19 protein-coding genes are annotated in these 22,350 nt (G+C 36.6%); 5 read left to right on the top strand and 14 right to left on the bottom strand.

Annotated features, from left to right (window positions below; translation table 11 throughout):
- Window positions 1-95 precede the first annotated feature (95 nt).
- Complete coding sequence (locus KYI10_05105) at window positions 96-956, bottom strand: PRD domain-containing protein (GenBank protein ID QYA33811.2); 861 nt, start codon at window positions 954-956, stop codon at window positions 96-98.
- A gap of 89 nt (window positions 957-1,045) precedes the next feature.
- Between KYI10_05105 and KYI10_05100 the strand changes: the two genes are divergently transcribed.
- A complete protein-coding gene (locus KYI10_05100) occupies window positions 1,046-2,017 on the top strand; it encodes a DUF1002 domain-containing protein (protein ID QYA33810.1) in 972 nt (323 codons plus the stop codon).
- Window positions 2,018-2,049: 32 nt separating this feature from the next.
- Here KYI10_05100 and KYI10_05095 read toward each other — a convergent pair whose 3' ends face one another.
- From KYI10_05095 to parE, 3 genes are all read right to left on the bottom strand, one after another.
- Entirely contained in the window at window positions 2,050-3,486 is a 1,437-nt protein-coding gene (locus KYI10_05095; GenBank protein ID QYA33915.1) for an alanine/glycine:cation symporter family protein, read from the bottom strand.
- 130 nt (window positions 3,487-3,616) lie between these two features.
- The gene (gene parC, locus KYI10_05090) at window positions 3,617-6,028 is read right to left on the bottom strand and encodes a DNA topoisomerase IV subunit A (protein QYA33809.1); all 2,412 of its coding nucleotides are present in this window, start codon (window positions 6,026-6,028) and stop codon (window positions 3,617-3,619) included.
- Window positions 6,021-8,057 carry a DNA topoisomerase IV subunit B gene (parE, locus tag KYI10_05085; GenBank protein QYA33808.1) on the bottom strand — a complete coding sequence of 679 codons (2,037 nt, stop codon included), beginning with the start codon at window positions 8,055-8,057 and terminating at the stop codon, window positions 6,021-6,023. The genes parC and parE overlap by 8 nt, the downstream gene beginning before the upstream one ends.
- Window positions 8,058-8,253: 196 nt before the next feature.
- On the opposite strand from parE, the gene plsY reads away from it, so the two are divergent.
- Window positions 8,254-8,841, top strand: coding sequence for a glycerol-3-phosphate 1-O-acyltransferase PlsY (gene plsY / locus KYI10_05080; protein ID QYA33914.1), 588 nt, complete (start codon window positions 8,254-8,256; stop codon window positions 8,839-8,841).
- 109 nt (window positions 8,842-8,950) lie between these two features.
- On the opposite strand, the gene KYI10_05075 is transcribed toward plsY, so the two are convergent.
- The 3 genes from KYI10_05075 to KYI10_05065 form a co-directional block, all read right to left on the bottom strand.
- The gene (locus tag KYI10_05075; GenBank protein ID QYA33807.1) at window positions 8,951-9,388 is read right to left on the bottom strand and encodes a thioesterase family protein; all 438 of its coding nucleotides are present in this window, start codon (window positions 9,386-9,388) and stop codon (window positions 8,951-8,953) included.
- A gap of 86 nt (window positions 9,389-9,474) precedes the next feature.
- Entirely contained in the window at window positions 9,475-12,183 is a 2,709-nt protein-coding gene (acnA, locus tag KYI10_05070) for an aconitate hydratase AcnA (protein ID QYA33806.1), read from the bottom strand.
- Between the two features lie 173 nt (window positions 12,184-12,356).
- The gene (locus KYI10_05065) at window positions 12,357-13,907 is read right to left on the bottom strand and encodes a BCCT family transporter (GenBank protein ID QYA33805.1); all 1,551 of its coding nucleotides are present in this window, start codon (window positions 13,905-13,907) and stop codon (window positions 12,357-12,359) included.
- A gap of 194 nt (window positions 13,908-14,101) precedes the next feature.
- On the opposite strand from KYI10_05065, the gene mscL reads away from it, so the two are divergent.
- Window positions 14,102-14,464 carry a large conductance mechanosensitive channel protein MscL gene (gene mscL, locus KYI10_05060; GenBank protein ID QYA33913.1) on the top strand — a complete coding sequence of 121 codons (363 nt, stop codon included), beginning with the start codon at window positions 14,102-14,104 and terminating at the stop codon, window positions 14,462-14,464.
- A gap of 28 nt (window positions 14,465-14,492) precedes the next feature.
- Here mscL and KYI10_05055 read toward each other — a convergent pair whose 3' ends face one another.
- The 5 genes from KYI10_05055 to KYI10_05035 form a co-directional block, all read right to left on the bottom strand.
- Window positions 14,493-15,116 (bottom strand): SCO family protein, encoded by a 624-nt coding sequence (locus tag KYI10_05055; protein ID QYA33804.1) that lies wholly within the window; start codon window positions 15,114-15,116, stop codon window positions 14,493-14,495.
- Between the two features lie 92 nt (window positions 15,117-15,208).
- Window positions 15,209-18,235, bottom strand: coding sequence for an SMC family ATPase (locus KYI10_05050; protein ID QYA33803.1), 3,027 nt, complete (start codon window positions 18,233-18,235; stop codon window positions 15,209-15,211).
- On the bottom strand, window positions 18,222-19,340 hold the full coding sequence (locus KYI10_05045) for an exonuclease SbcCD subunit D (protein ID QYA33802.1): 1,119 nt from the start codon (window positions 19,338-19,340) through the stop codon (window positions 18,222-18,224). The genes KYI10_05050 and KYI10_05045 overlap by 14 nt, the downstream gene beginning before the upstream one ends.
- Before the next feature lie 78 nt (window positions 19,341-19,418).
- Window positions 19,419-19,637: a DUF2922 domain-containing protein gene (locus tag KYI10_05040; protein ID QYA33801.1), complete on the bottom strand. Its 219-nt coding sequence runs from the start codon at window positions 19,635-19,637 to the stop codon at window positions 19,419-19,421.
- 23 nt (window positions 19,638-19,660) lie between these two features.
- Window positions 19,661-19,861, bottom strand: coding sequence for a DUF1659 domain-containing protein (locus KYI10_05035; GenBank protein QYA33800.1), 201 nt, complete (start codon window positions 19,859-19,861; stop codon window positions 19,661-19,663).
- A 93-nt stretch (window positions 19,862-19,954) separates the two neighbouring features.
- Between KYI10_05035 and KYI10_05030 the strand changes: the two genes are divergently transcribed.
- Window positions 19,955-20,440, top strand: coding sequence for a DUF2621 domain-containing protein (locus KYI10_05030; GenBank protein ID QYA33799.1), 486 nt, complete (start codon window positions 19,955-19,957; stop codon window positions 20,438-20,440).
- Window positions 20,441-20,450: 10 nt separating this feature from the next.
- Here the strand turns inward: KYI10_05030 and KYI10_05025 are convergent, their stop codons facing one another.
- Both KYI10_05025 and KYI10_05020 read right to left on the bottom strand, forming a co-directional pair.
- Complete coding sequence (locus KYI10_05025; protein QYA33912.1) at window positions 20,451-20,930, bottom strand: cytochrome c biogenesis protein CcdC; 480 nt, start codon at window positions 20,928-20,930, stop codon at window positions 20,451-20,453.
- A gap of 11 nt (window positions 20,931-20,941) precedes the next feature.
- Window positions 20,942-21,616, bottom strand: a complete 675-nt coding sequence (locus tag KYI10_05020) for a cytochrome c biogenesis protein CcdA (GenBank protein QYA33911.1) — start codon at window positions 21,614-21,616, stop codon at window positions 20,942-20,944.
- A gap of 152 nt (window positions 21,617-21,768) precedes the next feature.
- Between KYI10_05020 and KYI10_05015 the strand changes: the two genes are divergently transcribed.
- Window positions 21,769-22,302, top strand: coding sequence for a hypothetical protein (locus tag KYI10_05015; protein QYA33798.1), 534 nt, complete (start codon window positions 21,769-21,771; stop codon window positions 22,300-22,302).
- Window positions 22,303-22,350 lie beyond the last annotated feature (48 nt).

Raw genomic sequence — 22,350 nt, 5'->3', positions numbered from 1 at the left:
GTTTTTTGATGTAAAGTGATGCAGTGTCCCATATAAAAAGGCATGAGTATACACTGGTCCCATGTACCAGTGATAACTCATGCCTGCATTATCAGTTACACGTTATCAACTTCAGTATTAAATGCTTGAATATGCATCGTAAGATATACCAATTCCGAGTCATAGACAGGCTTATTTAAATAAGTCTGCATCATCTTCACGATCTTTACAGATGTATTGTAACACAGAGGATACTGCTGTTTCAATAGGATTTCTAATGTTTTTTGTTCCGGCATCCTCTCATCAGACATCACACGTTGCACAGTAAATGTAATATGTCTTAAAAATCTTGAATATGTAATAGAATCTCTATCAACAGTAACCTTTAGATCCTGCTCAATAATCGTTATTGCATGTTGAACAACTTCAGTCATCAGACGCATATCTCTTAACGAGTGATTGTTCACCGACGAATGGATATGCAGTGCAATAAAACCTACTTCTGTCTTCGGGAATTGTACCTGCAGTCTGTCATTCAGCATTGCTACGACCTGTTCAGCAATCAGAAACTCCTGTCTGTAGAGACTTTCAGTTTCTTTCAGGAAAGGATTGGCCACAATAATACCTTCCTGATAACGTTTTAATGCAAAAATGATATGATCCGTAAGAGATAAAAGAATATTATCATTCATCTCTCCATTCGTTTTATGATCGATAAATTCGATCACTTCTATGACTGTCTGGATTACTTCATCATTTGTTAGAGTTAATAATGACTTATATCTTTCCTGCTCAGAAGATGACTTAAGTTCAAATATCTTCTCTATACGTTCAAGTTCACTATCCTTTAAAACTGCCCCACTTTTCTTACCAAAGCCTATACCTTTGCCTATCAGGATAGTTTCTCCTTCATGTCCTTGAGTTATCACAACATTATTATTCAATACTTTAATCACATGATATTTCAAAAATAACACCTCATTCCAAAGACCTATGTCACAATAAACATGCTCATGATAATATAAAGGTATATACTAATATATATAGATTATCAGGAGGATTATATATGAAAAAACTTATTATTTTAATCTTAACAGTATTTCTTTCGTTAATGCTCATGATCCCTCAGCGTGCCCATGCGGTAACGCAAGAAGCATGGTCTGAAGCAGTGACGGTGTATGGTGCAGCATTAGAACAGAATAACGTCCTTAAAGATAAGACGAGTGACCTGCTTCAAACGGATGCCCAGGATAAAACGACGTATGTCTATGCCGAAGACTTAAGAAAGTACTTAAATCTGCAATCAAGTAACGATGTATTAAAGTCTAGTATTCGTATCAAAAAGCTATCTGCTGGTAGTGGTCTCACTTTAAATATAAACCAATCTGCCGGTAAAATCACTAAAATCACTGAGGATACTTATAAGAATGCTTTACTTACGGCAGGTGTAACAGATGCTAATGTTACTATTGCAGCCGCTGAAGATGTTACCGGTGAAAGTGCACTCGCTGGTGTCTATAAAGCATTCGAAACACAAGGTGAGCCAATCGATCAGTCGAAGACACAAGCTGCTCAGGATGAACTTAATTCTATCTCTAACATTAACGAACAAAATACAGGTGTCAATGGTTACTCTCAAGAACAGCTCAATAAAGCGATCGCTGAAGCGAAAGCAGAGATTGCAAAGCAAGGTGCCAATCTAAATACGACAGAAATCAAAAACATTGTTCTTCAGAAGATTGAGAATAATGGTCTGACAAATATCATTAATGACAATCAGATTAATATTATCGTTAACTTTATAGAAAATGCACAAAATAACGGCGTTTTCAGTGGTGAAAATAAAGATAAATTTATTGAAGGCACAAAAAATTATGTAGATGATATCAAAAATTCTGAAGGCTTTAAAAAAGCTACAGATAAAGCAAAGGAACTTGGTAATAATATTAGTGACACACTGAAAGATGAAGGCTTCTGGGACAAGATTATGAACTTCATCCAATCTATAATCGACTGGATAGCGAGCCTTTTCAAATAAAAATACTAAGCTGCAGCTGCAGCTTAGTATTTTTATTTATGATTTATTTCTTTATCTCTAAAGTGATACGGGTTATCTCCCCAAGTCTCAACGTCTGATAAATCCGCTTTAACATTCTCTGTTCTAAATACAGGATTAAGCCCTTTCTTACGCTGTTCTCCGTAATCTTTAGCAACTTCAAATACGACATGTGCTAATCCGATAAGCGCAGTAATATTCAAGATCGCCATAAGCCCCATAAATAAATCTGCAGTCGCCCAGACCGTCTCTACTTTAACTACTGCACCGAAAAATACCATGAGTACGACAATAAATCTGAAGATAAACATGACTACTTTGTTAGTCGTTAAGTATTCAATATTTGATTGCCCATAATAATAGTTACCAATCACTGAAGAATACCCAAATAAGAATACTGCTACTGTCAGGAAGAAACCACCGAAACTACCGACATGGTTATTTAGCGCAGCTTGTGTAACTGCTACACCTTGTGGTACTTTCTCCCCAAACTCTAATCCTGAGTATAATAAGATCATAATTGCAGTTGCAGTACATACAATCATCGTATCAAAGAATACACCTAATGACTGAATTAAACCTTGCTTTACCGGATGGCTAACAGCAGCTGTTGCAGCAGCATTAGGTGCTGATCCCATACCAGCTTCATTTGAGAATAATCCACGCTTAATCCCCTGCATAATAGTAAAACCTAATGCACCGCCAAATGCCTGTTCCATACCGAATGCGCCTTTTATAATACTGATTATCATCGGAATTACATCACCAATATGCATAATTAAAATAAAGAGCACAAGCAGAATATAAAAAATTGCCATAACAGGTACGACAGCAGAAGTTACATTTGCAATCCATCGTACACCACCGAAAATTACAATCGCTGTAATGATTGCTAGAACTACTCCTGTAATCCATGCAGGTGTATTATATTGTGTATTTAAACTTTCGGCAATCGTATTTGATTGCACAGTATTGAAGACAAATGCAAACGTAACAGTTATTAAAAGCGCAAAAGTTGTTCCTAACCACTTCTGTCCAAGCCCCTGTTCCATATAATATGCCGGACCTCCACGAAAGCCACCCTTTTCATCTTTAACCTTATAAACTTGCGCTAACGTCGCCTCAAAGAATGCACTTGCTGCACCAAAAAAAGCAATAATCCACATCCAGAATACTGCACCAGGTCCGCCAAGAACAATAGCAGTGGCAACACCTGCAATATTTCCGGTACCTACACGACTCGCTGCACTAATAGCAAACGCCTGGAAAGAAGATATGCCTTTTTGTCCATCATCCAATGTCTCTGGTTTCTCACCGATGACTCTAAACATCTCTGGTAACCAGCGAAGCTGTATAAATCTAGAACTTAAACTAAAGAAAAATCCAGCAAGCAATAATAATCCAATTAAAAATTGCGACCAAATCATATCATTTCCGGTAGATACTATCATCTTAAACCATTCCGGAATCCACGCATCAAAATTTACTTTTGATATATCCAAAATAAAAACCCTCCACTATTCAAAGTAAAATAAGACTAAAACTATTTTACCATAGATAGTGTAAGGGTCTACACAAACTTTATAAATCCACAGAATTTATATAAAGTTTAACAACTTCACCAAAAGCTTTCTCATCAATGATAAAGCTGCCATTAGTATAACGATCTGTTTTTCTGATTGCTTTTGTTATTCCATGTTTTTCATGGTGTTCCGATACGAGTGTATATGCCATATCTTCAGTGATGATGTATGCACCGATAATCTGGTGAGGATTATTTTTTAATTCTTTTAGTATCATCAGACCGCGTTGGGCACGTTTTCCTTCTTCAAATAATTGAATATCCATTTTTTTCATTGCACCACGTTGTGTTGCGATCAGCAATGAACTTTCTGGATAGATGATTTCCGTTGTTATGACAACATCATTATCTTTAAGATTGATTGATTTAACACCTGCAGCTTTAAGTCCTGTATCATTAAGTTCCGTTAATGAATAATGCAGACTCATGCCTTGCTTCGTAACGACAAGAATATGTTCACTGCCCGTTACTACATGAATAGTATTCACAACATCATTATCTTTTAGCTTCATATTAATGAGCGGTCTAGAATATCTTGTAACTTCAAAGTCCTTCAACGAAGATAATTTTATCATACCATTTCTTGTAGCGGCTAAAATTTTCGCGTCTGAATTGAAGTCCGTGACCGTAATCATATGAATCACGCGCTCATCGCCATCTATTGGTACAATTTGAGAAATATGCGTTCCAAGATCTTTCCATCTTATTTCAGGCAACTGATGATTTGGAATATACATATATCGTCCTTTATCTGTAAATACTAACGTTATATGCTGAAGATTGCTTTCACGATAAGCTAGTAATTGATCGTCTTCTTTCATACCAAGCTCGGTTACACCACTAGCACTAAAACTACGTGGAGATGTGCGTTTTATGTAACCTTCCCTTGTAATACTGATCACTGTTTCTTCATTGGGAACAAGGATTTCCTTAGAAATCTTAATTTCTGCAATTTTTTCTTCAATATTGCTCAGGCGCACTTCTTTAAATTCCTTTTGGATTGCTTTTAATTCCTTTTTGATCACTTTTTTCAGATGCGTCTCATCATTCAATATAAGTGATAACTGCTTGAGTCTATCTTTTAATGCTTCATGCTCTGCTTCTAATGCCACAATATCTGTATTGGTTAATCGATAGAGTTGAAGCATAACGATTGCTTCAGCCTGTGCTTCAGTAAAATCAAACTTATGTACCAGGTTGTGTTTTGCATCAGCTTTATTTGACGAATTACGGATGACTTCAATTACCTGATCTAATATAGAAAGTGCTTTGATCAATCCTTCAACAATATGCATACGCTTCTCTGCGTGATCATAGTCATATTGACTGCGTCTTGTAACAACTTCTTTTTGATGACTGATAAAACTGTTAAGCATATCACGAACCCCTAGCAGTTTCGGGCGACGATCGCTAATTGCTACCATATTAAAGTTATATGCAACCTGTAGGTCTGTATTTTTATAAAGGAAATTAAGAATGCCTTCACTATTTGCATCTTTCTTCAACTCGATAGCAATCCTTAATCCGTTTCGATCCGTTTCATCACGCACCTCGATAATTCCGTCGACCTTCTTATCTGCACGGAGTTCATCAATACGCTTAACAAGATTACTCTTATTCACTTCAAATGGAATTTCTGAGATAATAATCTCTTCTCTCCCACCACGTAGTTTTTCAATATCTACTTTTCCGCGAACCTGTATCTTACCTTTTCCTGTCTCGTATGCCTGTTTAATACCTGATTTACCCATTATTATGCCGCCTGTCGGGAAATCGGGTCCTGGTAGTACCTGCATTATTTCATCAGTAGATATATTCGGTTTATCTATGACTTTTAACGTCGCATTAATCACTTCATCCAGATTGTGCGGGGGTATATCCGTAGCATATCCAGCTGAAATACCAGTCGACCCATTAACGAGTAGATTCGGGTAGTTCGCCGGTAATACCATCGGCTCCATCGTAGTATCATCAAAGTTCTGTACAAAATCAACGGTCTCTTTATTAATATCTTCAAGCAAGATGTTAGCAAGCTTAGATAACTTAGCTTCAGTATAACGCATTGCTGCAGGCGGATCGTTATCGATACTTCCGTTATTACCATGCATCTCAACAAGGACATGTCTCAGTTTCCAGTCCTGACTCATACGGACCATTGCATCATACACGGATGAATCCCCGTGCGGATGATAGTTTCCGATGACGTTACCAACCGTTTTTGCGCTTTTTCTGTAGTTCTTGTCGTATGTATTTCCTTCTGCGTACATCGCAAATAAAATACGGCGTTGAACGGGCTTAAGCCCGTCACGTACATCCGGAATCGCTCGATCCTGTATAATATATTTACTATAGCGACCAAAACGGTCACCGATTACATCTTCAAGCGGAAGACTTTGTATATTCTCATTCATTATCCTCACCCTTTTCATCATCCTGAATTGTTTCGATATCCTCTACTTCTGTTAAGCGTTCGACTTCATCGTTTTCCAGGATGCTTACATCTTCCTGCATACCGAACTCAACATGGCGTTCAATCCAGTCACGTCGTGGTTCAACCTTGTCTCCCATTAATGTTGAGACACGTTTAGCACTTCTAAGTTCATCATCGATTTCAACACGAATTAAAGTTCTCGTCTCAGGATTCATCGTCGTATCCCATAGTTGATCTGCATTCATTTCTCCAAGCCCTTTATATCGCTGTAGAATAAAGCCCTTACCTACCTTCTTTTGAACCCCTTTAAGTTCATCATCTGTCCAGGCATATTCAATGACTTCGTTCTTCCCTTTACCTTTAGAAACTTTATATAACGGTGGTAACGCAATATAAACTTTGCCAGCATCAATCAAAGGTTTCATATATTTAAAGAAGAATGTCAGAAGCAGCACTTGAATATGTGCACCATCTGTGTCCGCATCTGTCATTATAATGACTTTGTCATAGTTTGCATCTTTAATTTCAAAATCATTTCCGACACCTGCACCAATCGTATGAATAATGGTGCTGATTTCTTCGTTTTTTAGAATATCTTCGAGCTTTGCTTTTTCTGTATTGATAACTTTACCACGTAACGGAAGAATCGCCTGAAACTTACGATCCCGCCCAAGTTTAGCAGAACCACCTGCTGAATCTCCTTCGACTAGGTAAAGTTCGTTACGGCTCGTATCCTTACTTTGTGCAGGTGTGAGTTTACCTGACAATAATGTTTCTTTACGTTTATTCTTCTTACCATTTCGCGCTTCTTCACGTGCTTTACGTGCAGCATCTCTTGCCTGAGCTGCTTTTACCGCTTTCTTCACTAATTTCTGACTTAATACTCCGTTTTCCTCAAAATAGAATGGAAGTTGTTCACTTAATACACTATCCACTGCACTACGCGCTTCACTCGTTCCAAGCTTCGACTTCGTCTGTCCTTCAAACTGCAGTAGATTCTCGGGAATCTTAACCGAAATGATTGCAGTCATCCCTTCACGAATATCATTACCATCGAGATTCTTATCCTTAGCTTTCAACTCTCCGATTTTTCTGGCATATTCATTGAATACTCGTGTGATAGCAGTCTTCATCCCAACCTCATGTGTACCACCATCTTTCGTTCTCACATTATTAACAAATGAAAGAACGGTCTCTGAGTACTGATCGTTAAACTGAAATGCGACTTCAATTTCGATATCATGTGACTTACCGCTAAACTTCGCCACTTCGTGTAACGTTTCTTTACCTTCGTTGACAAAGTTGACAAAATCTTTTAATCCATCCTCGTAATAGAACACTTCCTGACGTTCCTCATTATTTCTAAGATCAGTGATCTTGATTTTAAGGTTGTTGAGTAGAAATGCAGATTCACGTAACCTTTCACTTAACGTATCAAAATTAAATTTAACTGTCTGTTTAAAGATAGATGGGTCAGGTTTAAATGTCACAGTCGTCCCTGTCTTTTTTGATTTCCCGATTTCTTCTAACGTTGTAGCGGGTACTCCACCATCTTGAAAGCGCTGCTTGAATATCTTTCCATTATTATATATTGTCACCTCGAGCCAGCTGCTTAAAGCATTAACAACAGAAGCTCCAACTCCGTGCAGTCCTCCAGTTGTCTTATAGCCCCCTTGACCAAATTTCCCTCCTGCATGCAGCACAGTAAATATTACCTCTGGCGTTGGCTTTCCGGTCTTATGCAGCCCTGTTGGCATACCACGACCATTATCTGTTACTGTTACAGAGTCATCTGCATTGAGAACAACGTTAATTTCATTACCGTGACCATTCAATGCTTCGTCAATTGAATTATCAAGAATTTCATATACAAGATGATGTAATCCTCTTGAATCCGTAGATCCTATATACATCCCTGGTCTTTTTCTAACTGCTTCAAGACCCTCTAAGACTTGAATGGATTCATCATTATACTGATTATTTGCCAAGTGCTTACCTCCTACAAACATACGTTCGAAAATTTATATACATTCATTATTTTAAATGAAACCCTTAAAAATGCAAGCTTTTACAAATCGTTATTATTTAAGTTTACATAATAATATTATTTATTTTTTATAATATTTTTCTACACAACTATTTTTGTATGCGTTATAATAGATATAGTTATGAATTACTATTAGTACCTACCCATAAAGGAGAAAAATTATGCAGATTGCATTATTACTAGCAATTGCCTATCTACTTGGTGCAATTCCAACAGGTTTGATTGTAGGCAAACTATTATTTAACAAAGATATTCGTAAGTTTGGCAGTGGAAATTTAGGTGCAACCAACACTTTTCGAGTATTAGGTAAGAATGCCGGTATATTTGTCACGATATTCGATGTTGCGAAAGGGGTTCTTCCTGCAATATTTCCAATTATATTTGACCTTGATATTCATGGTATATGGTTTGGACTTGCAGCAATAATTGGTCATGTTTACCCTATTTACTTGAAATTTAGAGGCGGAAAGGCAGTAGCAACAAGTGCCGGTGTGATTCTTGGAGTAAATCCATTGATCTTCCTTATCATCGCTGTAATATTCTTTGCCTTACTGTTTACAACACGAATGGTATCGTTAACAAGTATTTTGACGAGCATCGGAAACTTTATTACTACATTATTTTTCGAAGATATCATTTTGAAGATCATCTCATTTCTGATTATGTTGATTATTATTATTCGTCACAGCAGCAATATCAGGAGAATTATTTCAGGAACAGAGCCTAAGATACAGTTTAAAAAATAATATATCCCTTTTATAGCAGAATTAAAAATCCGAACACTGTAGTCAAACGATAGACTCCCCACAGTGTCCGGATTTTTATATTCCAACTTTTCTTAATTAAGCTGTATAATCAATTGATATTATCGTTATCATCAGATGAAAGTTCAATATATTTCTCATGCCATTCAGGATAGTAACGATCAAGTCGGATAGGGATTTCACTACCTCTTTTTATAACGACATGCGTTGTTCTACCAGTCGCTGCGATGGCTCCATCCTCTTTAACAATCTCGTATGCATAAATGGTCTTAAGCTTACTATATCGTTCAATCCATGTTCTTACAGTAATTGTCTCTGGATAAGTAATCGATTTCCTATATTGTACCGATACATCCACCACCGGAGAGATTAATCCTTCATCTTCCATCGCTTGATAGCTAAATCCTGCTTTCTTTATAAAATCCGTTCTTGCAACTTCAAACCAGATTAAATAGTTCGCATGATAGACGACACCCATCTTATCCGTTTCAGCGTATCGAACCTCAATATCTTTTTCTGTTATATACATTCATCTGACTCCTTATTTATACTATTGTATCTATCATACACCAGTTTCAATAAAAAAACAGGGACAAAAAAGTCCCTGTCAACCTATCACTCAGCTAATTTGCCTCGTAGCACCATTTGAAGGATACCACCGTGACGGTAGTAATCGAGCTCCACTTCTGAATCAAAACGAGCTAAAGCATTAAATTCTACTTGAGTACCATCTGTTTTAACTGCTGTTACCTTAACTTCATCACGAGGTTTAATACCTTCATGAATATCTACAGAGAACTTCTCACTGCCATCCAGACCTAATTTTTCTGCTGAATCCCCTTTTAAGAACTGTAAAGGTAGTACACCCATCATGACTAAGTTAGAACGGTGAATACGCTCGTAACTTTGCGCGATTACAGTTTTCACACCTAAAAGATTAGTACCTTTTGCAGCCCAGTCACGACTAGAACCCATTCCATAATCATTACCTGCTAATACAACCAGTCCTGTGCCATCTGCCTGATATTTCATACAAGCATCAAAGATAGGCATAACTTCACCTGTTGGCCAGTAAGTAGTATATCCACCTTCCGTACCAGGTGCAATCTGGTTTTTAATACGAATATTTGCAAATGTACCACGCATCATTACTTCATGGTTACCACGACGAGAACCATATGAGTTGAAGTCACGGATTTCTACGCCATTCTCACGCAGGTACTTTCCTGCTGGCGTATCTTTACCGATAGCACCTGCTGGAGAGATGTGGTCAGTTGTTACTGAGTCACCAAATTTACCCATAACGGCGAGATTTTCTAATGGTGCAATGCTTCCTGGTTCTTTTGATAAACCCTGGAAGAATGTTGGATTTTGAATATATGTTGAAGTTGGATCAAAATCATATAATGGTTGATCAGTAGACTCAATCTGGTTCCACATTGCATTTGAATTAAATACATTCTCATATTCTTTGCGGAATAATTCTGGTGTTACTACTGAATTTACTTCATTTTTAACTTCATCAATTGTCGGCCAGATATCTCTTAAGAATACATCTTTACCGTCATGTCCTTTACCGATTGGATCGTTTTGAAGATCGATATTAACAGTACCCGCTAAAGCATAAGCGACAACGAGCTGCGGTGAAGCTAAGTAGTTCGCTTTAACTAAAGGATGGATACGGCCTTCAAAGTTACGGTTACCTGATAATACAGATGTCACTAATAAATCTTCATTAGAAATTGTCTCTTCAATTTCAGGCAATAACGGACCTGAGTTACCAATACATGTTGTACATCCGTAACCTACAGTATTAAATCCTAATTGATCCAAGTACGTTTGAAGTCCTGAATCTTCTAGATATCCTGTTACAACCTTAGAACCCGGTGCAAGTGATGTTTTTACGTAGGCAGGGACTTGTAATCCTTTTTCTACTGCTTTTTTTGCAACAAGGCCAGCACCTAACATAACGTAAGGGTTTGAAGTATTTGTACATGATGTAATTGCTGCAATTGCAATATCACCCGTTGTCATTGTGATAGACTTTCCGTCAGCTAAAGTTGTTGTGGCAGTTTTGTCAAATTCAGCTTTATCTAAGCCGTGACCTTGGTTACCAGCTTTAGCAGTAACAGATTTAACGAATTCTTTTTTCATATTGCTTAATTTAATCAAATCTTGTGGACGTTTAGGTCCTGATAATGATGCTTCAACCGTAGATAAATCAAGAGTTAATGTATCAGTATATGTTGGATCTTCTTTATCTGTTGTAAAGAACATATCATTCTTCACTAAATATTCTTTAACGAGCTCGATATGTGCTTCATCGCGACCAGTCAAACGCATATAATTTAGCGCTTCTTCATCAACAGGGAAGAAACCACAAGTCGCACCATATTCTGGTGCCATATTGGCAATTGTCGCGCGGTCTGCAAGTGGTAAATTCACTACGCCCGGACCAAAGAATTCAACAAATTTTCCTACTACACCTTTTTTACGTAATTCCTGCGTTACACGTAATGCTAAGTCAGTTGCAGTTGTACCTTCAGGAAGCTCTCCAGTAAGTTTAACTCCAATTACTTCTGGTACTGGGAAGTATGAAGGTTGACCAAGCATACCCGCTTCAGCCTCAATACCACCAACACCCCAACCAAGCACACCGATACCATTAATCATCGTTGTATGAGAGTCCGTTCCTACTAAAGTATCAGGAAATGCAACTTGTTCACCATCTACATCACGCACATGAACAACGTTTGCTAAATATTCTAAGTTAACTTGATGCACGATACCTGTTGCTGGTGGTACTGCACGGTAGTTATCAAATGCTTTTGTCGCCCAGTTCAAAAATTGATAACGTTCTTTATTACGTGCAAATTCAAGCTCCATATTTCTTTGTAACGCTGTTTCGTTACCATATGCATCCACTTGCACAGAATGGTCAATTACAAGGTCCACCGGTACTTCTGGATTAATCTTTGTTACATCTCCACCTACATCATCCATCGCTTTACGAAGTGATGCTAAATCAACGACAGCAGGTACTCCTGTGAAGTCCTGCAAAATAACACGTGATGGCTTAAATGGAACCTCTGCGTTAGGATCGTTCTTCTTCCCCCACTTAACAAGATGTTTAATATGTTCTTCGTTAATCACTCGCCCATCGTATTGACGAAGAACAGACTCAAGTAACACACGGATAGAATAAGGAAGCTTCTTAACTTGTCCAAGCCCTAGTGATTCTAGTGACTTTAAACTGTAAAACGTAAAAGTCTTACCGTTTAACTCAAATGTCTGTTTTGCAGTTTGCTGTAAATTTGAATTCATATGTGTTCCCCCTATTTATTGATAAAGCCTTTACATATTCATTCTAATCAATATTTTATAAGAAGTAAATATTATCACATTCCAAATTAGCTATACTTAGCTATAAGTTTTACTTATAAAAAATACCTGTCGACAATTCACAATTGATTTGTCGACAGGTATTTTAAAATTTATTATTTTTGGTTATTTTGATTTTCTTGATATGATTTTCTGAATTTCTTATCAGGTTTTAACGTGAGGCCTATTCTCATACGTTCTGCATTGCCATCTTTATATAATGATAACAGCATCAGTATAAGTACAAACGAAAATGGAAAAGCTACGATGATCGCTGCACTTTGTAAGGCACTCAGTCCCCCAGCATATAAAAGTACCGCAGCAATAATTGACTGTGCCAGTCCCCATATCACCTTGATGTTGTTTGCGGGCTCAAGCGATCCATTTGTAGATTGCATACCCAGTACAAATGTCGCTGAGTCAGCTGATGTAATAAAGAAAGTACAAATTAGAAGTAATGCTATTAATGATAATCCCATCGCCATCGGCATATGCTCGAATATTGCGAACAGCTGTGTTTCAACAGCAAGGTCACCAATTTCAGGGAATTTCTTAAATATCTGTATCCCACTTACACCGAAGACACTAAACCACAGCATACTGATAATCGTAGGAACGAGTAATACACCGATTAAAAACTCTCGAATTGTTCGTCCTTTAGAAACTCGCGCAATGAATATACCAACAAATGGACTCCAGCTCATCCACCAACCCCAATAGTAGATTGTCCAGCCGTTCATCCACTCACGTTTCGACTGGTCTAAAGGTGCAGCATCAAAACTCATAGACAAGAAGTTCTGCAGCAAGTTCCCTAACGATGTTGAAAATATATTCATAATTAACACTGTTGGACCTAAAAAGAGAACTGCAACAAGTAATAATGTTGCTATCCCTATATTAAAATTACTTAAAATCTGTATCCCTTTTGATAGACCACTCCAAGCACTCATTAAGAATAATATAGTAACAACGACAATGATTATTAACTTTACGTTAATCGTATTTGGTACATCGAACAAGAAATGCAAACCACCATTGATCTGCTGAGCACCCATTCCTAATGAAACTGCAACCCCAACTACAGTTGCAAATACTGCAAGTACATCAATGATTGTTCCTAAAATACCATCTACTCTATCGCCAAGCAATGGTCTTAATGTCTTTGATAATAATCCCGCTTCACCTTTTCTGAATTGAGCATATGCAAGGCCTAAAGCGACTATTCCATATGTAGCCCATGCGTGAAATCCCCAATGAAAGAACGTATAGCGAAATGCATCCATCATCGCTTCATCTGACTGAGCATCAGCTGTTGGTGATTTTATAAAGTGGCTTAATGGTTCTGCAGCACCATAGAATACGAGTCCGATACCCATCCCTGCGCTAAATAACATCGCAAACCAAGATATTGTACTAAATTCTGGTTTATCTGATGGCTTACCTAATTTTAGTTTACCGATAGGGCTAAGAATCAGAAACAAACAGGCAAATACAAATATCGACGTAATCATTACATAATACCAACCGAAATATTTTGTAATGAATGCATTAATCTGGCTCGTAACCTCACCAAATCCCGACGGACTTATTACACCTAACAAAACAGTAATGATTACAAGTGATAACGCAATAAAAAATACAGGTGTCAATTTTTTTCCTGATGTCATAAAATACTCCTTCCAAATTAAAATTTTAAAAAACAGTTCTAAGTATAACAAACTATAATTAATTACACAAATAGAAACGTTTTTTCAAATCCTAATTTTTAAAGTAGGCAACTATAAATAATTTATGAAAATGAATTGATTTTTAAAATGTTACAATGTAAACTAAATATAGTAGGAGGTGACTATACATGTCTATATTAAAAGAATTCAAAGAGTTTGCTGTAAAAGGAAATGTACTTGATTTAGCTGTCGCAGTTGTTATTGGGGGTGCATTTGGTAAAATTGTTTCTTCATTAGTGGCTGATGTAATTATGCCGGTCATTGGTCTTATTTTTGGAAATACAGATTTTGCATCAAGCTGGGCTTATAAAGGAATCAAATACGGTGTCTTCATTCAATCAATCATCGATTTCTTAATCGTTGCAGGTGCAATCTTCTTGTTTATTAAACTTATCAATAAGATTACGCGTAAAAGCGACGTTGAAGAAGTTGAAGAAGCAGTCGAAGAGAATACAGTGTTATTAACTGAAATCAGAGACTTATTACGCTCCAAATAAAAAACTTCACCATCATGGTGAAGTTTTTTTATTTTTTATACGGTCCTTCTTCGATCATCGTTTTAACGTCTTCCACAATTTCTGACTTCGGAAATTTTTTATCTCCAGTATCTTTTCCCGCATAATCTTTTATTATCATCCCATTCTGATCAACAAGATAAAACGATGTACCATGTGTAGCCTGTGAGTTATTGGCTGTAGGTGGAACGACGATAGTTTTGAAGTTCTCTTCTGCAAACTGTCTGATAAACTTCTCATCATACTGTGTCACAGCTTTCCAAATCCCTTTTGGAGGATTATGCTGATTGATATAGTCACTAAGTTTCTTTGGCGTATCTTTCTTAGGATCGACACTAAAGCTGATGATGCCATAATCATCATGACTGACGCCATCCTTCTCAAGCTGATCGACAACCTGACTCATATTATAAGTCATGGGTGGACAGACTGTTTCACAGTTAGTAAAGATAAAATCCACTAGCCAGACCTTTCCTTTAAGATCTTTATTTGAAATTGACTTACCGGTTTCATCCGTTCCACTGAACTCAGTCATTGTATTGCCATATAAAGACTTTGGTTCTAATCTTGAATTACTGCACGCTGATATTATTAATGCTAAAAATAATATTAAGAAAATATTTAACTGCTTCATAGTGACCTCCTTATGTATTCATATAATACTATAGCAAACTGACTATCAATTAAAAGTCCATACTTCATATAAATTTGACATAGTTGTTACAATTACTTCAACTGAAATTCTGTATCACTATTAAAACCGTCAGTTCTAACCTTTAATATCGCAGGCATATTTTCCTGGAGCGATTGTACATGACTAATTATACCGATCAGTTTTCCGGTCTGCTGGAGTTCGATCAGAACTTCAATTGCTGTCTCAAGCGTATCACTATCTAAACTTCCGAAACCTTCATCAATGAACACCGACTCCAGATTGATTCCACCTGAAATCTGCATGACGTAATCACTTAAGCCTAGCGCTAATGATAAAGAGGCGATAAATGTTTCACCTCCAGAAAGCGTTGTAATATCCCTCACATTATTTGTGTGATAATCGAAGACTTCAATTTCAAGCCCACTTTTTTTTCTGGAGTGAACCTCCTTTTTCCTTACGAGCTTGTATCGGTTATGGGTCATCTGAAGTAACCTTTCATTAGCTAACAGAAGTATTTGTTCCAGATAGTATACGAGCACATAATTTTCGATTGATAGTTTTAAAGTATTCTTTCCGTTCAGTACTTCGAAAAGTCTGATCTCAGAACCTATATCCTCCATCTGCTTGACATAACTTTTATGTACTACTTCCAGCTGCATTATAATATTGTTCATCAGCTTTAACTGACTACGCTCATCATTGATTGCTTGTTCAAACGCTTTCGCTTTAGACGATAGCTCAGCATATTCATTTGACAGCTTTTCAATATCAGGGGCTTTTTTTCCGCCAATCAAATCCTCTAAGGTCTTTATCGTATTTTCATGAAAATGAATATCTTTATAATAACTTTCAACAGCACTCTGCAACGTTTCTAGTTCTTGCTCTATATCTTTGTCCATATATTCATCCACTATTTTATCCGATATATGAAATGAGTTTTTTGTTGATTCTAATTGGCTTAATAATTTTTCGTTATAGATAAGATGGGTATTATATTTATCCACGATATTCTCTTTTGATCGGATGAGTTCTGAACAAGAGGCAATCGTTTCGTTTAGATGATTCAGATGCTTATCATAATTTTCATAGAGATCCCTTTTCTCATCAAACTGAGCCTTGAAATCATCATAATTCTTAAACCCTGTGAATGATACAAATGTATGATATCGCTCTTTTTTACCATTGCGTTCATTGATCTTTTTCTCATTTGCATCGATAACGTCTTTTAAGGAGATAATGGAGGCTTTGTTATTTTTAAGTTCATTACTCAGGTCCTCGTACTCGTGATCGATATGATTTAAATGGTCATTGAGCGTTTCAAGTTTCTGCGTTAACATCTCTTGTTCATGAATAAGCAGTTCACCAGTATTTTGCATATCTTCATGTTTATAAGTAACTTTAAACTGCTCATATGCAAGTAACTTATCGGTGACTGCCTTCATCAACGCTTCAATCCACTCTATCTTAGTTGCATTGGCCTCTTGTTCACGTGACAACGTCATCCTTCTTTGTACAAGGTTATGGTATTCATGATGAACACCATCCGTTTTCTCGGTGACGATATGATTACACACCGGACAATTTTGACCTATTTTCAATTGTGCACGAATAGAGTCCACTGCATCAATATCCAGCAGATCATCTCCGAAATTAAAACGTTCGATAAGTGATTCACATGACAATAGTTCTTCTGTTAGCATGTCCTGATTTTCTTTAATCGCTTGCAATGCTTTATAATGTGAATCATATTCGTTGATCAATGAGATAATCGTTTCATTATCACGAATATGATTCTGAAGCTTCACCTTTTCTTCATATAATTTTGTCTTTTCTTGAATCAACGCTTCTAGGGAACTTTGAATGGTCTCATTTGCTTGATGTGTACTTGATAGCTTATCGCTCAATGCTGTCGTTTCATTTTTCAGTTCATTTAGCGTATTGACATCTTCTTCTAGACCATGGTATTTTTCATCGACAAATCTTTCCTGTTCTATTAATTGATGATTGAGCCGCTTCATTTCTTCATCATCTTGCATAACTTCGTTTAATGCACTTTTCAGTTGCTGAAGCTTATCCTTATTTTCACTAATCTGTTGTTCTTCATCCTTTTTTTGCACGCTTAAATGCGCATCATCTTTCTTCAATTTCTCCAGCTGACTGATACAGGAAAGGTAGGATTCGAACTGCACGAGTTGCTGAACCGTTTTTTGTGTATTCTCTATTTCTTCACGCTGTTCATATAACATTGCTAGCTGATGTTTATGCTGCTTGACAGATTGTATATTATTATTTAATATCTCCGCCGCTTTCAAGGCGTCTCCTTTAAGCTTCAGTTCATTTGATTTATCATTTAATTCTGATATGTTCTGTGAAAAGACCTTTTGTAACGCTTCGTAATACAAGTTAGCTGTACGGATCTGTTCGTCGTAAGTAACCATATATGGCGGAAACCCGACACCGAGCTGCTGTATATGGAATTCAATCTCTTTTTCCTTCATTCTTATAGCATCGATTTTATCATCAACATTCTCCTTTAATCGCTTGACCATCAGCTCAAGATGCTTCGTATCGAACAGTGTTCTTAATATCTCATTCTTACTTTCGCTATCTGATACAAGAAAATTTTTAAATTCCCCTTGCGGCAGTATAAGGATTTGTCTAAACTGATCTGCCTGCAGCTTGACGATATCTACAATCAGCTGGTTTGTCTCGGTCTTTTTATTGGTACTGATTAAGCGCTTCTCATTGTCATGGATTTCATAAACTTCTAATTTAGATGTGATCGGCGTCTTATTCCCTGCCTTTATGTGTGGTAAATTGCGAATAATTAAATATTGTTTATCCTTGATGGAAAATTGAAATTTAATCATCGTCTCTTCTTCATCGTATGCGTGTTTATTTCTCATCGCCTTATGATTTCTGGAAGAAGTGGACGCCGTGCCATAAAGGGCATACATCATCGCATCAAAAATGGTAGTCTTTCCTGAACCTGTCTTACCACTAATAAGAAAAAGTGTATGGTTATTCAGCTGCTTAAAGTCAATCGTTTCATTTTTAAATGGTCCAAAATGCTGAATCTCTAACTTAATCGGTCTCATCCATTAACCTACTTTCATTAATAAGCTGTTCTATTAATAACGTCTGCGTTTCATCCATCTCACTATCCGTCATATCTAAATAAAACTGTTTGACAAGTTCCAGATGTGAGAGCTGCTGTACTTCTCTTTGTTTATAATGAATATCCCTATTGTTTATCATTGGCTTTAATTCTAATAGATACGGATATACTTGCTTAAGCTTGAACATCGGATCATTAATATGCTCCATGTCACTTAACTCAAGCTTTAAATATGAATTCCTATCTACAGCTAACTTCATTTTAATTGCATCTCCAAACGTTCCAGTAGCATATTCCAGATCTCTCGGGGGTGACAATGTAATAAAACTAACCTGCTGCTTTTTAAGATCAAAAATTCTGTAACCCTTTCTTTGATGCACTTCATCGAACGAATATTTCATGATACTTCCACTATAGAACACTTTTTCATCACGTATTGCGTCAGGTGTATGAAGATGTCCGAGCATTACATAATCGAATGCATCAAAAAGCTTGAGCGAGACATTCTCTATTGTACCTACGATGATTTCTCTTTCGGACTCAGTTGTCATACCTCCTGTAACAAATAGATGGCTTACTAAAATGTTTATTCTGCCTTTATCGATACGCTGTTCAATTTGTTCAATGATTCTCTTATATGTATCATGATGCGTGCGAATACTATCGTCTTCAAAGTAGTGTCGTGCAACAACCGGTTCTACGTAAGGGACAAGATAAAAGTCAACTCCATCGATCGAAACCGGATTCAAAGCATCATCAATTGTAGTGCCGATATGCATCTCATGCCCTTTATACCAAGCCTTACCATAGCCAAGACGTTCTGCGCTATCATGATTACCACTGATCAGCAGTACAGGAATTTTCTGCACCTGGTTCACTTCATAGATAAAGGTTTCAAACACCTTCATTGCCTCCCTGGAAGGGATTGAACGATCATAGATATCTCCAGCAATCACTAATACATCAATTGACGCTTCCCTGATATCTTGAACCAGCCTATTCAATAATATCGATTGCTCTTCTAATAAATTCTGCTGATTAATTGTCTTGCCAATATGCAAGTCCCCTAAATGCATGATTTTCATGTGCTCACCTCATACATCATTATACTAAAAAACACATCTCATTGCTGAGATGTGCTGATAATGACAGGGAGATCATTATTATTTATTTTCAAATAAAATCTGTTCCGTACGATCAATTAGTTTTGCAGATTTAATCGCTTTTAATGCACCTGAATTTGTCGTGATATAATTTTGACTGATCAAAGATTCCATTACTTGTAATACCTCTTCAGATGTCACCCCTTCTTTAGGTCTTATGATTGACATCGTATAATTCTTTCCGATTTCTGTAACAAAATTAAGCTGAAGTGTTTTCATCTTATCTCTCCTTTCTTAAATTTTTATATTTCTTTCTTTTCAATCTTATTCACAGATACATAAACCTCACCAGTAAGTCTTGAAACTAATAGCGCAAAAGCACGCGCTTCTTCATCTGTGATGTTCAGAACGACCTGATTGAATCTACGTGTTTTCATAATAGATTTACCTTCTTCTGTAACTTCTTTAACAAAAGCAAGCTCGAGAATAACATCCTTTATCATTGTTTCACCTCCTTTACGCTATATATATCGTCATATCTTTATTAGATAGACATTACATTTTCAGTTCTATATAATATGTGATGAGGTGATGACGTGAATGAATGGTTTATTATTTTAATTTTTTTATGGACAATACTCTTTATGGGGTTGCTTACTATCGGTGGGTTCTTTATGTTCAGAAAGTTTCTAAAGAGGCTGCCGAAAGACGATGGTAAAAGTGAACTGGACTGGCAGGAATACTATATCAATAAAGCCCTTCCGTTATGGAATGACGATGCACGCAACCTTCTGAATGAACTTGTCAGCCCTGTACCAGATTTGTTCAGACAAGTTGCTAAGGAAAGAATCGCCGGACGAATTTCGAAGATTGCACTTGATGAAGGTGCAGAAGATATTGAACTTGATCATATTTTAAGGGGATATATCATTGCGACTCCAAAACGCGATCATCCTTTTATGAAGAAAAAACTCAATCAATTGAATATTGACTATACGCCATATGAGCATTATTTTAAATATGCTGATGACGAAAAGCAGAAGTTCTCAATCTTCGAGCATTCTGAAATCGCAAAAAAATAACAGCAGTGAGCTAATGCTCACTGCTGTTATTTATTGTACGCGCAATTTTCATATACTTTCTATACATCGCAATACGCCACGGGACTATCATACTGAAGGCTAGCAGGAAGAACATTCCTGCTAGTTGACCCGGATGTATTGAACTGCTCAGGAAAAATTTCATTGCTGAGCGGATGACAAGAAGAGATATGAGAATCAAAGGAAATAATCTAGATCGTTTCATATATATCTGCTGGTCTTTCACTTCAAAATTTGATGTAAAAATTAAAAATATGGAAAAAAACATCCCTACAACTACAGCTTCTATTATCTCCATAGTTGTCAATCTAAAATAGGGAAATATGTACATAAGTGCACCTGTAGACATAAAAAATGGCGGTAAAATAATCTTCTTAACATTCGTCGGATAATTCTGTGCTTTCATCCTGACAACAATAACAGCCATACCCATAAATAATGCAACAAGCATAGAAACGATAAAATACATGATTTAACCTACTTTCAACTAAAGTACTGATTGATAACCGTCAGCTTATCAAAGAATAGCAATAAGCCCATGATTATCATTATAACCCCTCCAACTTTAGTTAACAACTGACTATATTTCTTTAGTACATTAATTTTAGTGATAAAGAATGTCAGCAGGAAAAAAGGAATACAAAATCCTAATACATACATAATCATATATATAAGCGCGAGTGATTGATTTACAGCTGCCATAGAAAAAATTACACCAATAATCGGACCCATACAAGGCGTCCAGCCAGCAGCAAATGCAATACCTACTAAAAACGACCCTAAAAATCCTGCTGGTTTATTTTTAAATTCGAATTTATGGTCTTTCATCAATAGTTTAGGATTAAAGATACCTAAAATGATCAATCCGAATATAATGCAGAGCAATCCACCGAGCATACGTATTGTATTGTCATATGACAGTAAAAAGTCCGAAAATATCCCGATACCGACACCTAGAGAAATATAGACGACTGAAAAACCTAGTAAAAAGAATATCGTATGTAACAGTGCATTTCGATTCAACTTCGAATCTTGCAGATCATTATAACCAACACCGGTGATATAGGATAAGAATGCTGGATATATCGGTAATACACATGGAGACACAAAGCTTAATAAACCTGCACCAAATGCAACCGCTATCGTAATATCATTCATCAAAAAAAACCTCCATTCCATTCTATTTTAGCAAATATTCACTTCAAATTAAGATGATTTTTATGAATTAAATGTGACAAAAAGTTGATAAAAAATAAATAATAATTGAATAAAATATGATATATTTAAATAAATAACGAGGAGGAAGTTCAATGAAAAAACCGATAGTGTCAATTAGCATTATGCTGGGTCTGATTAGTCTTACAGCCTGTAATAGAGAGAGTCCACCAGAGATTACTACTTCAGTTAGTGATGAACCTTCTAATGAAATAATACAGCACCATAAAATAAAGCCTGATAATAAATTAACTGAAAAAGCAGAGAAAAAAATTACAGCTGTCAAAGAACGCGTAAAATCTACTGAAACAGCGGTTGATTCCGAAACCGTTACTACAGAAGTACCTACAACTGAAGCACCAGCGACTGAAAGCCCATCAACAGAAGCACCAGCAATCGAATCTTCTGAAGAAGCGGCTACAGAAGCACCGGTTATTGAAGCACCAATACAAGAAGCACCTGTAGAACCACTTCCTGAACAGACATATCCTGCTGAACAGCAGCCAGTTACTCAGGAACCACCAACAGAACAAGCAACTGATATTCCTGTTACTGAAGAAATAGCTGAACCTGAGACAACAGATTCTGCTGAAACTCTTCCTGCTGAATCTACAGAACCAGTCCAATAAATGATTTTAAAAATTAAAACATTAAGACCCGTGAGTGATTCATACAAT

The organism is Macrococcus sp. 19Msa1099, assembly GCA_019357535.2.
In the GTDB taxonomy this organism is placed as follows: Bacteria; Bacillota; Bacilli; order Staphylococcales; family Staphylococcaceae; genus Macrococcoides; species Macrococcoides psychrotolerans.
Note: the sequence above shows the minus strand (reverse complement) of the source record. Positions and strands in the feature narration are given on the sequence as shown.

Coding starts and splice junctions, on each gene's coding strand:
- KYI10_05100 (QYA33810.1), top strand. CDS start 1,046: ATGAAAAAACTTATTATTTTAATCTTAACAGTATTTCTTTCGTTAATG.
- KYI10_05095 (QYA33915.1), bottom strand. CDS start 3,486: ATGATAGTATCTACCGGAAATGATATGATTTGGTCGCAATTTTTAATT.
- parC (QYA33809.1), bottom strand. CDS start 6,028: ATGAATGAGAATATACAAAGTCTTCCGCTTGAAGATGTAATCGGTGAC.
- parE (QYA33808.1), bottom strand. CDS start 8,057: ATGTTTGTAGGAGGTAAGCACTTGGCAAATAATCAGTATAATGATGAA.
- KYI10_05075 (QYA33807.1), bottom strand. CDS start 9,388: ATGTATATAACAGAAAAAGATATTGAGGTTCGATACGCTGAAACGGAT.
- acnA (QYA33806.1), bottom strand. CDS start 12,183: ATGAATTCAAATTTACAGCAAACTGCAAAACAGACATTTGAGTTAAAC.
- KYI10_05065 (QYA33805.1), bottom strand. CDS start 13,907: ATGACATCAGGAAAAAAATTGACACCTGTATTTTTTATTGCGTTATCA.
- KYI10_05055 (QYA33804.1), bottom strand. CDS start 15,116: ATGAAGCAGTTAAATATTTTCTTAATATTATTTTTAGCATTAATAATA.
- KYI10_05050 (QYA33803.1), bottom strand. CDS start 18,235: ATGAGACCGATTAAGTTAGAGATTCAGCATTTTGGACCATTTAAAAAT.
- KYI10_05045 (QYA33802.1), bottom strand. CDS start 19,340: ATGAAAATCATGCATTTAGGGGACTTGCATATTGGCAAGACAATTAAT.
- KYI10_05040 (QYA33801.1), bottom strand. CDS start 19,637: ATGAAAACACTTCAGCTTAATTTTGTTACAGAAATCGGAAAGAATTAT.
- KYI10_05035 (QYA33800.1), bottom strand. CDS start 19,861: ATGATAAAGGATGTTATTCTCGAGCTTGCTTTTGTTAAAGAAGTTACA.
- KYI10_05020 (QYA33911.1), bottom strand. CDS start 21,616: ATGAATGATATTACGATAGCGGTTGCATTTGGTGCAGGTTTATTAAGC.
- KYI10_05015 (QYA33798.1), top strand. CDS start 21,769: ATGAAAAAACCGATAGTGTCAATTAGCATTATGCTGGGTCTGATTAGT.